Raw genomic sequence first — 12,012 nt, forward strand, 5'->3', positions numbered from 1 at the left:
CGGTGTTGTGAAGGTGTAGGCCTGGCCGACCAGTACCGGTTCACCCGCGCGTCCCTCAGAGTGCGGGTGAATCGGTGCGTGGCGCGTCACGTACCGGGGTCCCGCACGTCAGGGGCCGCGGGGGGCGAGCCAACGGGGGCCACGGGGAGAGGCGGACGGTCAGGGAGGGCCTGATGCTGCGGTTCCACTTCACGTCGGACGATCTTGCCCGGGTCCGGATAGCACCGGGCCCGGACCCTATGTGGGAGGTGCTGCTCAGCGCCCACGTGGTGAACCAGCGCCCGAGCGTGCCGATGTTCGCGGCCTGGCGCGGGCGGGTGCTGTCGGGTCTGCCGCCCGCAGCCAGGATGTTGCTGCGCCTGGCACCGCCGCGCGGCTACTCGCCGGACTTCCTCACGCCGCTCACCGGCACGGACGACTTCGAGACGGGCCTCGACGCCGTGCTCTCGACCTCCCGGTCCCGGCTCGGCACCGACCTGGCGCGGCTGACGCGCGGGACCCGGCCGCACCTGTGGATGCGCGACCTCGCGTCCGGGTCCGCGCCGGCCGTCCGCGGGCTCGGCGTCGCGATGCGGGCCTACTACGAGCAGGCGATCGGGCCGTACTGGAGCGGGATCCGCGCCGCCGTCGACCTCGACCGGGCCGCCCGGACCCGGGCCTGGGTGGAGGGCGGTACCGAGCAGGCCCTGCGGACCCTGCACCCCTCGGTGCGGTGGGAGCACCCGGTCCTGTCCGTGGTGACGGCGGCGGAGCGGGACGTCGACCTGGCCGGTCGCGGCCTGCTGATCATCCCGTCGTACTTCTGCTTCCGTGCCCCGATCACGCTGGCCGACCCGGAGCTGCCGCCCGTGCTGCTCTACCCGATCGTGCACGAGCACGCGGTGCCGGAGCACGGCCTGGAGGCGGCGTCCGGCGGCGGCCGTCAGCTCACCGCGCTGCTCGGCCGGACCCGGGCGTCCGTGCTGCGCGCACTCGGTACCGGGGCCACGACCAGTGAGATCGCCCAGCGGCTCGCGATCTCGCCGGCCTCCGCGTCGGAGCACGCGACCGTGCTGCGCAACGCAGGGCTGGTCGCGTCCGGGCGGGAGCGCAACTCCGTGATCCACGCGCCGACCCCGCTGGGGCAGACCCTGCTCGACGGCTGCGTCGGTCAGAGCCCGGCGGCGCCCGCGCTGCTGCTGCCGCCGCGCCAGGCGGTCACTGCAGCAGATCCTGCGTGATCGGGTCCGCGGTGGCCGCGAGGCACAGCCCGACCCGGTCGCCGTCGTCCCACGACGCCTCGCTCGGGCCCCACACCACGTACCGCACGGTGTTCACGACCGGGCTGTTCCGCGCGACCGGTCCGAGCTGCTTGGTGCCGCACACCTGGGCCACGCGCTTGTCCACCTCGTCACGTCCCGGCCAGACGGCGGCGTCCGCGAAGTCGGTGCGCCCGACGACCTGTGCCGTGTGCGGCTCGTCGCAGGGCACCGCGAGCACCTCGGAGACCTCACCGTCGTCGGGGACGGTCTCCACGCAGGACCCGAGCACGAGCTGGAGCGGGTGCACCTCGCGGGGCTCGGCGATCATCGCCTCGATCGGCTCCCACTGCTGCCGGGCCACCATGTTCACGACGACGGCGACCACCGCCACCACCGCGATCACCGCCACCACGGCGCCCCCGACCAGGGCGTAGCGGCGGCGCTTGGCGGACTCGTCGGCGGGCGTGGCCGGACGCCAGCCCGCGTACGTGGCCTCGGGAGCGTAGTCGTGCACGGCGGGGAACCCGTGCGCCGCGTTCCCGGGTGCCGCCGGGAACGGCGACGGCGGCTGCTGCGGGGCGGTGGGCTGGGCCGGCGCTCCCGGGTGGTGCTGCACGGGTGCCGCGGGGGTCGGGAACGGGCTCGGTGGGGCGGCCGTCGGCGGGGTGTGCGTGGTGGGCGCGGCGAACAGGTCCGGCGTGCCGGTCGCCTCGGCGTCATCGACGGCCTGTGACGGGGCAGTGTGCTCGGCGTCCGTGTGCTCGACGGCGGCCTGCTCGGACTCTGTCTGCTCGACGTCTGTCTGCTCGACGTCTGTCTGCTCGACGTCTGCCTGCTCGGTCTCCGCGCCGTCGGCAGGCGGGTCCGCCGGGGTCGCGGCCGACGTGTCCTCGGTGCCGGCCCCTGGCTCCCGGCCGCGGTCCGTGCTGACCTCGCCGACCACGGTGCGCGGCCCGAGCGCCTTCTTGTGCGCCTCGGCGATCGCCGCGAACGACAGCGCCTTGAAGTCGAGGTCGGCGTCGGTGATCGGGGCCACGGACGTCGTGGACCGTGCGTTCTCCGCGTCGGAGGCCGTGGCCGGTGCGGGCTCCTCGGGCCTCTCGCGCTCCTCGGGCTTCTCGCGCTCCTCAGGTGACGCGGGCTCGGTCGTGCCGGGGGCCGGCGTGTCCGCGGCCTGCGCCGTCGGGGCCTGCATTTCCGTCGGGGCCGGAGTGTCTGCGGACCCCGGACCGTCGGCCGGAGCGTCCCCGGCGTGCGCAGCGTCGGCGTGCGCAGCGTCGGCGGGTGCGGCGTCGGCGGGTGCGGCGCTCGCGGGTGCGGTCGCGCTCGGCGGGGTGGCTTCCGCGGGTGCGGTCTTGCTCGGCGGGGTGGCGGTCGGCGGCGTCGCCTCCTCGGGCGAGGCGGGCGGCACGACGCTGATCTCCTCGGTGGGCGCCTCGCTGCGACCGCCGGGGCCGCCGCCCGTGGCCGCCCGCTCCGTCTGTGCCGCGGCCTCCGTGGACGCCTCCGGCTCCGTGGCCTCGACCGCCGTCTCGCCGACGGTCTCGTCAGCGGTCTCGATCCCGTCGTCCGTAGGCTCCGGCTCCGGCGCAGCCTCCTCGGCGGCCTGCTCGTTCGCGGTGTCGCCCGCGCTCGGGACCGCCTCGTCCGGCCCGATCTCGTCGCTGTTCGCGCCGTCGCCGTCCGCGGCGGGCTCGGCTCGCTCGTCCGTGGCGCTCACCGGCGTCGTGCCCGCGTCGCCGTCCGTCACGTGCTCCTGCTCCGACTTCCCCGCGGACGCCTTCTCGACAGGATCCGTCTCGGGGGTCCCTGCGGCTTCGGTGGAGGCCGGGAACTGGTCGGGCGTCGACGTCATGCAGGTTAACTTACCGATATTCGGCAACGACCTGATCACCGGAACGGTGCCCGGTTCGGGCGCACTCGAGATATGGACAATTTCACCCGCTGATTTCCCCATCGCGGGTGGAACCCGCAGCGGGCGTCGGGCGTACGCGGGCGGTGTCAGTCCGCCAGGTCGACGATCACCGGCACGTGGTCGGAGGCGCCCTTGCCCTTGCGCTCGTCACGGTCCACGAGAGCGCCCGCCGCACGGGGCGCCAGCGCGGGCGAGGCCCAGCAGAAGTCGATCCGCAGGCCCTTGTTCCGGGGGAAGGCGAGCTGCTGGTAGTCCCAGTAGGTGTACGTGTGCTCGGCGGGGAGGAACTTCCGCGTCAGCTCGGTGTAGCCCGCGTCGCCGAAGGCGTCGAACGCGGCCCGTTCGGGCGGCGACACGTGGGTCTTGCCCGCGAAGGCGGCGGCGTCGTACACGTCGGTGTCGAGCGGGATCACGTTCCAGTCGCCCATGAGCGCGACGGCGTCCTGCGCTCCGGCCCAGGTCACCGCGGCCTCGCGCAGGGCCTCCAGCCAGGCCAGCTTGTACGCGTAGTGCGGGTCGTCCAGCGCCCGGCCGTGCGGCACGTAGAGGCTCCACACGCGGACGCCGCCGCACGTCGCACCGATGGCGCGTGCCTCGATCGGCGGATCCACGTCGAGCAGCGCGTCCGGACCGTCGGCGGTGATCGTCTTCGCGAAGCCGGGCTGCCCGGGGAACCGGGTGGCGACGTCGTCCAGCCCGACGCGCGACGCGATGGCCACGCCGTTCCACTGCGAGAGCCCGAAGTGCGCGACCTCGTACCCCGCGGCCTCGAACGCCGCGGCGGGGAACTGGTCGTCACGGCACTTGGTCTCCTGGATCGCCAGCACGTCGGCCTGCGACCGGTCCAGGAAGGCGAGCACGCGGTCGATCCGGGTGCGGATGGAGTTCACGTTCCAGGTCACGAGGCGCACCCGGACAGCGTACGTGGGGTGCCCCGCGCTGTGATCCCGGCCCCACTTCCGGACCGGCGATAATCGAGATGTTTCACCCCGACTAGGCTGGTCGCGTGCAGATCCTCAGCGGGCGTCGCGCCCTCGGCGCCGTCGTCGTCCTCACGTCAACGGCCCTGGTCGCGGCGTGCTCCGCCGGCAGCTCCTCCGGCGCGGACGGCGGTGCCCGCACGGACGTCGTCGTCGGGCTCACCGGGGAGCCGACCAACCTCGACTTCACGACGACGTCGGGCTCGGCCATCCCGCAGCTCCTGATGAACAACGTGTACGAGGGCCTGGTGGCCATCGACCAGGAGGGCGAGGTGCAGCCGCAGCTCGCCGAGTCGTGGGAGGTCAGCGGGGACCGCACCGTCTACACGTTCACGCTGCACGACGGCGTCACGTTCTCCGACGGCTCCGCCTTCACCGCCGACGACGTCGTCTCGTCGATCGCCCGCGTGCAGGACGACTGGACGCTGAGCCTGAAGTCCAAGATGGACGTCGTCGAGAGCGCCGAGGCGACCAGCGACACCGAGGTCGTCGTCACCCTGCGGCACCCGAGCAACGCGTGGTTGTTCGACATGGGCACGTCGGTCGGCGCGATGTTCCCGGACGACCTGTCCGCGGACCTGGCCACCGAGGCGGTTGGCACCGGCCCGTACACCGTGACGGAGGTCGCGACCGGCGAGCACGTCACGCTCGCCGCCCGTGACGACTACTGGGGCGACGCCCCCGCGATCAGCGAGGTGACCGTCCGCTACTTCGCCGACGCGAACGCGCAGGCCAACGCGGTGCGCGCCGGCGACGTCGACATGGCGTACAACATGCAGGCGCCCGACCTGCTGGCCGGCCTGGAGCAGGACGACCGCCTGCAGGTCGTCGACGGCACCTCGACCGGCGAGGTCCTGCTGGCCCTGAACAACGCCGAGCCGCCCTTCGACGACCTCCGGGTGCGCCGCGCCGTCATGTACGCGATCGACCGCCAGGCCGTGCTCGACACGGCGTGGGCGGGCCACGGCGAGCTCATCGGCTCGATGGTGCCGCCGACCGACCCCTACTACCAGGACCTGACCGACGCCTACCCGTACGACCCGGACCGCGCCCGCGAGCTCCTGGCCGAGGCCGGCGTCGAGGACCTGAGCATCACCTTCGACGTGCCGACCCGCCCCTACGCGGAGGCCGTGGCCCAGGTGGTGGTGTCGCAGCTCGCGGACGTCGGCATCGACGCGACCATCGTCCCCGCGGAGTTCCCCGCCGTCTGGCTGGACAAGGTGTTCACCGAGCACGACTACCAGATGTCGGTGATCCTCCACACCGAGGCTCGGGACATGCTGACGATCTTCGGGGACCCCGACTACTACATCGGCTACGACAACCCGCAGGTCGCACAGGTCGCCGAGCAGGCCGACGAGGGCAGCCCGGACCAGTACGTCGCGGGCATGCAGGAGGTGGCCCGGATGATCGTGGACGACGCCGCGAGCGACCCGCTGTTCCTCTTCCCCAACACGGTGGTGGCCGACGCCGCCCTGACGGGCATCGCCGCGAACGCCACCACGGAGTCCATGGACCTGACCGGCCTGCGCTGGTCCGACTGACCGGGCCCGACGCCGCCACCGCCCGTGCTCAGACACCTCGCCTCGCACGCCGCCCAGCTCGTCGCCACGCTCCTGGTGGCGACGGCGGCGATCTTCGTGCTGCTGCGGGTGCTGCCCGGCGACCCCGCCGTCGTCGCGCTCGGCATCGAGGCGTCGCCCGAGGCGCTCGCGGCCTGGCGCGCCGAGCACGGGACGGACGGGTCGCTGCTCGTCCAGTACCTGGAGTGGATGGGCGGGCTGTTCACCGGGGACCTCGGGACGAGCTACGTGACGTCGCAGGACCTCACGCCGCTGGTCGCCGACCGCGTCCAGGTCACCGGCATCCTGGTGCTGCTCGGCATGCTGATCGCGCTCGTGGTGGCGGTACCGCTCGGCACGCTGGCCGCCGTCTGGCACCGGAACGCGGGCGGCGTCGCGCTGTCCGCCCTCAGCCAGGTCGGTGTGGCCGTGCCGAACTTCCTCGTCGGGGTGCTGCTCGTGTCGCTGTTCGCGGTGCGGCTGGGCTGGCTGCCGTCGGGCGGGTGGACGGCACCCGCCGACGACCTCGGCGAGTTCTGGCGCCACGTGCTGCTACCGGCTGTCGCCCTGGGGTCCGTGCAGGCCGCGATCATCACGCGCTACGTGCGCAGCGCCGTGCTGGAGATCATGCGCGAGGACTTCCTGCGCACCGCCCGGGCCACGGGCCTCACCTTCGCCGGGGCCCTGGTGCGCCACGGGCTGCGCAACGCCGGCGTGCCGATCGTGACCGTGGTGGGCGTGCAGATCGCGTCGATGCTGATCGGCGCCGTCGTGATCGAGCGGGTGTTCGCCGTGCCGGGCCTCGGCAGCCTCCTGCTGGACTCCGTGGGCAACCGTGACCTGCTCGCCGTGCAGTCGATCGTGGCGGTGCTCGTGGTCCTGGTGGTGCTGCTGAACTTCCTGGTCGACCTCGCCTACACCCTGCTGGACCCGCGGCTGCGGAGGGCGTCATGACCGATCCGCGCACCGTCGCCGCCGCCGGCACCGCGCCGCCGCTCACGGACGTGCCGCGCCGTCGTCGCCGGGTGCACCCCCAGCTCGTCATCGGCGCGGTGCTGGTCGGGCTCGTGCTGGTCACCGCGCTCGTGTCCCTCGTCTGGACCCCCTACGACCCGGAGCACGCGGGCGGCGAACGCCTGCTGCCGCCCGGCGCCGAGCACTGGTTGGGCACCGACCGCTACGGCCGCGACGTGTTCTCCCAGGTGATGGCCGGCGCGCAGATCACCCTGCTGGTGGGGGTGGTCGCCGTCGGCATCGCGGCCGTGGCCGGCGTACCCCTCGGCGTGCTGGCGGGCATGCGCCGCGGGCGGCTCGGTGCCCTGCTCATGCGGGGCAGCGACATCCTGCTCGCGTTCCCGGGGCTGCTGCTCGCCATCGTGCTGGGCGCCGTCTACGGTGCGGGCACCGTGACCGCCATGGTCGCGCTCGGCATCGGCTCGATCCCCGCGTTCGCGCGCGTGGCCCGCAGCGGCACCCTCCAGGTGATGCGCTCCGACTACGTGCTCGCCGCCCGGGCCGCCAACCGCGGCGAGCTCGCGATCGCGCGGCGGCACGTGCTGCCCAACATCGCGGGCACCGTGCTGGTGCAGTGCTCCGTCAACTTCGCCGTCGCCGTGCTCGCTGAGGCCGGGCTGTCGTTCCTCGGCCTGGGCACGCCCCCGCCCACGCCGTCGTGGGGCCGCATGCTGCAGGAGTCCCAGCAGTTCCTCGGCGTGGCCGACCATCTCGCGATCGTGCCCGGCGTGGCCGTGGCGGTCGCGGTGCTCGGGTTCAACCTGCTGGGCGACGGGCTGCGTGACGTGTTCGACCCGCGCCTCGCCGCCGTCGGACAGGCCGACGCCTCCGCCGAGCGTTCCCCGGGCACGCCGTCCGGGCCCGGCCCGGACCCCGCCTCGGTCGAGGGCGGCGCGCCGGACGCCCCCGCCGCCCTCGACCTGCGCCACCTCACCGTCCGCACCCACGGCGGCCGCACCCTCCTGGACGACCTCTCGGTGCGTGTGGCCCCGGGCGAGCGCGTCGGCCTGATCGGGGAGTCCGGCTCGGGCAAGACGATGACGGCGCTCGCGGCGCTCGGTCTGCTGCCCGACGGCGTCACCGCGTCCGGGCACGTCGGCCTCGCCGGCGTGGACGGGAACCTCCTGGACCGGAGCGAGCGGGACCTCGCCCGGCTGCGCGGCCGGGAGATCTCCATGGTGTTCCAGGAGCCGATGACGGCCCTCGACCCGCTCGTGCGCGTGGGCCGGCAGGTGGCCGAGGCCATGACGGTGCACGGTACGTCCGGCGCGGCCGCCGCGCAGCGGGCCGCCGCGCTCCTCGCGGAGGTGGGTCTGCCCGACGGCGCCGCCCGCCGTTACCCGCACGAGCTGTCCGGGGGCCAGCGGCAGCGGGTGGTGCTGGCGATGGCACTGGCCAACGACCCGCCGGTGCTCGTGGCGGACGAACCGACGACCGCCCTGGACGTGACCGTGCAGCGCCAGGTGCTGGACCTCGTGGTGCGGCTGGTCCGCGAGCGCGGTGCCGGGCTGCTGTTCATCACGCACGACCTGGCCGTCGTGTCCCAGGTGTGCGAGCGCGTGGTGGTGCTGCTCGACGGCGCGGTGGTCGAGGAGGGGCCGGTCGCCGAGGTCTTCGCGAACCCCCGGCACGAGTACACGCGGCGCCTGCTGGCGGCGTCGGTCCTGGAGCCGTTGCCGGGGCCGGCCGCGCGCGGGCGTGTCGAGGTGCGGGCGGCCGGAACCCCGGAGGGGACCGGATCCGATGGGGTCCCGATCGCGGGAGGCTCCGACGGGGCCGCGACGGCCCCTGCCTCGGCCGTGGTAGCCCCTGCCCCTGCCCCGGCCGCGGTGGTCCAGGTCCAGGACGTGACGCGGGTCTACCGGGGCCGCGGCCAGGAGGTCGCGGCGCTGCGCGGGGTCTCGCTGGAGGTGGCCGCGGGGCAGCGGTTCGGCCTGGTCGGCGAGTCCGGCTCGGGCAAGTCCACGCTGCTGCGGATCGTCGCGGGGCTGGACCGGGCGACGTCGGGCCGGGTCGTGACCACCGGCGTCGAGCTGAGCCCGGCCCGGCCGCGTGACCTCGGGGGCCTGCGTGCCGCCCTCCAGGTCGTCTTCCAGGACCCGTACGCGTCGCTCGACCCCCGGATGACCGTGGGCGACATCGTGGCCGAGCCGCTGCTCAACCCGGCGAACATCCGTGAGGGCGGCCCGCGGGCCGCGTCGGCCCGGCGCGACGCCGTCCGGGAGATGCTGGACGCCGTCGGCCTGCCGCTCGACGCGGCGGGCCGCTACCCGCACCAGTTCTCGGGCGGGCAGCGGCAGCGCATCGCCATCGCGCGCGCCCTGGTGTGCCGTCCCCGTGTCCTCGTGGCGGACGAGCCGGTCAGCGCGCTCGACGTCTCCGTGCGCCGGCAGGTGCTGGACCTGCTCGCCCGGCTCGCTGACGAGCACGCCCTGACGCTGCTGCTGGTCTCGCACGACCTGGGCGTGGTCCGGCACGTCTGCGACCACGTCGCGGTGCTGCACGACGGCCTGATCGTGGAGCAGGGCCCGACGGCGCAGGTCTACGACGAACCACGGCAGGAGTACACACGGCGGCTGCGCGAGGCGACGCCGGTCCTGGACCTGACGTGAGTCCGCGCTCCCCCGAACCTGACGCAGGGTACGCCCAGCCCCGTGTAACCTCCTGCGCGAGATGAGCGAGCACGTGACCAGCAGCGACAGCGAGCTCCCTGCGCTCGGCAGCTCGACGCCGGCTGTTTCGGCGGCGCCGGGTGCGGAGGACCCTGCGTCGAGCGTGAATCCTCTGACCGGTGGCGCGGAGGGTCTGGCGACCCGCACGGCGCGCACCGGCAAGAGCCCGATCCGGGTGATCTTCGTACCCGGTCTCGGCGACCGCCTGCCGCCCCTGGTGCACCTCCAGCGCGAGGCGCTGCGCACGTGGCGGGCCCTCGGCGTGCGCACCACGATGTTCCGGGTCCGCTGGTCGTCGGACGCGACGTTCCAGGAACGCCTGGACCGGTTGGACGCCCTGGTGGAGCAGTGCGAGCGACGAGGCGAGCGGGTCGCGCTCATGGGTGCGTCCGCCGGCGCGGGCGCCGTCCTCGCGGAGTACGCCCGACGGCGGTCGATCGTCGCGGTGGTGATCATCGCCGGCAAGTTCCTCGAGCCCGAGGACATCATCAAGCCCGTGCTCCGGCGCAACGCCCCCTTCGCGGAGTCGCTGTCCACGGTGCCGAAGCTCCTGGAGGAGCTCGGTCCCGACGACCGGGCCCGCATCCTCAGCCTCCGGTCGGCCCGTGACGGCGTGGTCGACGACGAGGACACCCTGCTGGAGGGCGCCGTCAACGAGACGATGCGCGTGGTGGGGCACGTGATCGCCATCGGCTACGCCCTGATGTTCCGGGCGCGCCGCGTCGTCCGCTTCCTGCGTGACGCCGTCACCGACTGAGCGCGGGCCTGTGCCGGGGTGCCACCTGGGTGCTAGCGTGTCTCGCATCGTGAGCACCTTCTTCTGTTCCTGCTGTCGCCGCTGAGCGGTCGCCGAACCGGCGACCCCCTGGCGCGATCCCTCGCGCCGCCGACAGCAGTCCCTGCTCACACATCACATCCGTGCACCTGTGCCGGGCTTCCGCGTTCGCTCCTCCGGGCGGTCGCGGGCACCGGGCCGAGGCGTCGGCGGATGCCGGGACTGCCGCCGTCGGCGTACCCGCATCCCTCGAAAGGACTCCCTCATGCCCGGCATCCCCGTCCTGGACCTCTCGCTGCTCGACGGCAGCCCCGACGACCAGGCCCGTTTCCGCGACGAGCTGCGGCGCGCGACCCACGAGGTCGGCTTCTTCTCCCTGGTCGGCCACGGCGTACCCCGTGACCTGATCGACCGCGCCTACGCCACCGCCCGCGAGTTCTTCGCCCTCCCCGAGGAGCAGAAGCTCGCCATCGAGAACGTCCGCAGCCCCCACTTCCGGGGCTGGACGCGTATGGGCGGCGAACGCACGCTCGGTCGCGTCGACCAGCGCGAGCAGATCGACATCGGGGCCGAGCGGCCCGCGGTGCCGGCCGGCCCCGGCATCCCCGACCACTGGATCCTGGAGGGCCCGAACCTCTGGCCCGCCTCCCTGCCCGCCCTGCGCCAGGTCGCCGAGGAGTGGCTGACCCGGCTCGACGCCGTCGCCACGCGGCTGCTGCGGTCCTGGGCGGAGTCGCTCGGGGCGCCGTCCGACACGTTCGACGCCGTGTTCGAGCGACCGTCCCCGCACCTGAAGATCGCCCGCTATCCCGGTGTGGCGGCGGCCGCGCCCGCCCAGGGGGTCGGCGCGCACAAGGACCTGGGCGTGCTCACGCTCCTCTCGGTCGAGGACGGCAAGGCCGGCCTGCAGGTCGAGAAGGACGGCGAGTGGCTCGACGTCGTGCCGCCGGACGGTGCGTTCGTGGTCAACATCGGCGAGCTGCTGGAGATCGCGACGGACGGCTACCTCAAGGCGACCCTGCACCGCGTCGTGTCCCCGCCGCCGGGCACGGACCGCATCTCCATCCCGTACTTCCACGGGCCCGCGCTCGACGCGACCATCCCGACTATCGACCTCCCGCCGTCCCTCCGCGCCGCGGCCCCGGGCGTGACGCGGGACCCGGCCAACCCGCTGCACGCGGTGTTCGGGGACAACTGGCTCAAGAGCCGCGTGCGTGCTCACCCGAACGTGGTGGAGGCACAGCACCCGCACCTGCTGCAGGCCGTGTGACGGCTGTGGGCGACGGCGGCAGGCGGCGCCCTGTGCTCGGAGTAGCGCGTCTTACGGATGCTTCAGGAGCAGTGCGCGTCCGCGCTCTTGTCCGGCGCGCGACGCGTCCGCACACTCGGGGCATGACCACCACTCAGGACACCTCCGCCGCCGTCGCGCACTTCGCCGGGCGGCTCGCCTTCGAGACCGACGTCGCCGACGTGCACGCGGACCTGGCCGCGGGCGCCTCGTTCACCCTGGTCGACGTCCGCTCGCAGGAGTCGTGGGACCAGGGCCACGTGCCCGGCGCCGTGCACCTGCCGAGCGGCAAGGTGCGGCTGCGTGCCGAGAAGACCATCGACCGTGACCGGCCCGTGGTGACGTACTGCTGGGGTCCGGGCTGCAACGCGGCGACCAAGGCCGCGCTGGAGTTCGCGAAGCTCGGCTACGAGGTCAAGGAGATGATCGGCGGCTTCGAGTACTGGGTCCGCGAGGGCTTCACGTACGACACCGCGACCGGTCCGGTCCACCCGACCCCGGACCCCCTGGCGGCCCCGCTCTGACCACCCTCGACCCGCTGGCGGCGGCGGCGTCGACGGTGCGG

9 protein-coding genes are annotated in these 12,012 nt (G+C 73.9%); 7 read left to right on the forward strand and 2 right to left on the reverse strand.

The window, feature by feature from the left end; genetic code table 11:
• Positions 1-173 precede the first annotated feature (173 nt).
• On the forward strand, positions 174-1,220 hold the full coding sequence (locus tag ACIBBF_RS19185; protein WP_397416419.1) for an ArsR/SmtB family transcription factor: 1,047 nt from the start codon (positions 174-176) through the stop codon (positions 1,218-1,220).
• Here the strand turns inward: ACIBBF_RS19185 and ACIBBF_RS19190 are convergent.
• Together ACIBBF_RS19190 and ACIBBF_RS19195 are read right to left on the reverse strand one after the other, a co-directional pair.
• Positions 1,198-3,096 (reverse strand): septum formation family protein, encoded by a 1,899-nt coding sequence (locus ACIBBF_RS19190; protein ID WP_397416421.1) that lies wholly within the window; start codon positions 3,094-3,096, stop codon positions 1,198-1,200. The two genes, ACIBBF_RS19185 and ACIBBF_RS19190, sit on opposite strands and share 23 nt — an antisense overlap.
• A 146-nt stretch (positions 3,097-3,242) precedes the next feature.
• Positions 3,243-4,067 (reverse strand): exodeoxyribonuclease III, encoded by an 825-nt coding sequence (locus tag ACIBBF_RS19195; RefSeq protein ID WP_397416424.1) that lies wholly within the window; start codon positions 4,065-4,067, stop codon positions 3,243-3,245.
• 95 nt (positions 4,068-4,162) lie between these two features.
• Between ACIBBF_RS19195 and ACIBBF_RS19200 the strand changes: the two genes are divergently transcribed.
• From ACIBBF_RS19200 to ACIBBF_RS19225, 6 genes are all read left to right on the forward strand, one after another.
• Entirely contained in the window at positions 4,163-5,680 is a 1,518-nt protein-coding gene (locus tag ACIBBF_RS19200; protein ID WP_397416427.1) for an ABC transporter substrate-binding protein, read from the forward strand.
• 24 nt (positions 5,681-5,704) lie between these two features.
• A complete protein-coding gene (locus ACIBBF_RS19205) occupies positions 5,705-6,652 on the forward strand; it encodes an ABC transporter permease (protein ID WP_397416429.1) in 948 nt (315 codons plus the stop codon).
• Positions 6,649-9,324: a dipeptide ABC transporter ATP-binding protein gene (locus tag ACIBBF_RS19210; RefSeq protein WP_397416431.1), complete on the forward strand. Its 2,676-nt coding sequence runs from the start codon at positions 6,649-6,651 to the stop codon at positions 9,322-9,324. Before ACIBBF_RS19205 ends, ACIBBF_RS19210 begins: the two co-directional genes overlap by 4 nt.
• A gap of 61 nt (positions 9,325-9,385) precedes the next feature.
• Positions 9,386-10,141, forward strand: a complete 756-nt coding sequence (locus ACIBBF_RS19215) for a hypothetical protein (RefSeq protein ID WP_397416433.1) — start codon at positions 9,386-9,388, stop codon at positions 10,139-10,141.
• Between the two features lie 283 nt (positions 10,142-10,424).
• On the forward strand, positions 10,425-11,429 hold the full coding sequence (locus ACIBBF_RS19220; protein ID WP_397416435.1) for an isopenicillin N synthase family dioxygenase: 1,005 nt from the start codon (positions 10,425-10,427) through the stop codon (positions 11,427-11,429).
• A gap of 122 nt (positions 11,430-11,551) precedes the next feature.
• Complete coding sequence (locus ACIBBF_RS19225) at positions 11,552-11,971, forward strand: rhodanese-like domain-containing protein (RefSeq protein WP_397416437.1); 420 nt, start codon at positions 11,552-11,554, stop codon at positions 11,969-11,971.
• Positions 11,972-12,012: the final 41 nt, after the last annotated feature.

Source organism: Promicromonospora sp. NPDC050880 (assembly GCF_044456525.1).
Lineage (GTDB): Bacteria > Actinomycetota > Actinomycetes > Actinomycetales > Cellulomonadaceae > Promicromonospora.

Bases quoted from the DNA above. Each gene is read 5' to 3' on its own strand.
- ACIBBF_RS19185 (WP_397416419.1), top strand. From the start codon at position 174: ATGCTGCGGTTCCACTTCACGTCGGACGATCTTGCCCGGGTCCGGATA.
- ACIBBF_RS19190 (WP_397416421.1), bottom strand. From the start codon at position 3,096: ATGACGTCGACGCCCGACCAGTTCCCGGCCTCCACCGAAGCCGCAGGG.
- ACIBBF_RS19210 (WP_397416431.1), top strand. From the start codon at position 6,649: ATGACCGATCCGCGCACCGTCGCCGCCGCCGGCACCGCGCCGCCGCTC.
- ACIBBF_RS19215 (WP_397416433.1), top strand. From the start codon at position 9,386: ATGAGCGAGCACGTGACCAGCAGCGACAGCGAGCTCCCTGCGCTCGGC.
- ACIBBF_RS19220 (WP_397416435.1), top strand. From the start codon at position 10,425: ATGCCCGGCATCCCCGTCCTGGACCTCTCGCTGCTCGACGGCAGCCCC.
- ACIBBF_RS19225 (WP_397416437.1), top strand. From the start codon at position 11,552: ATGACCACCACTCAGGACACCTCCGCCGCCGTCGCGCACTTCGCCGGG.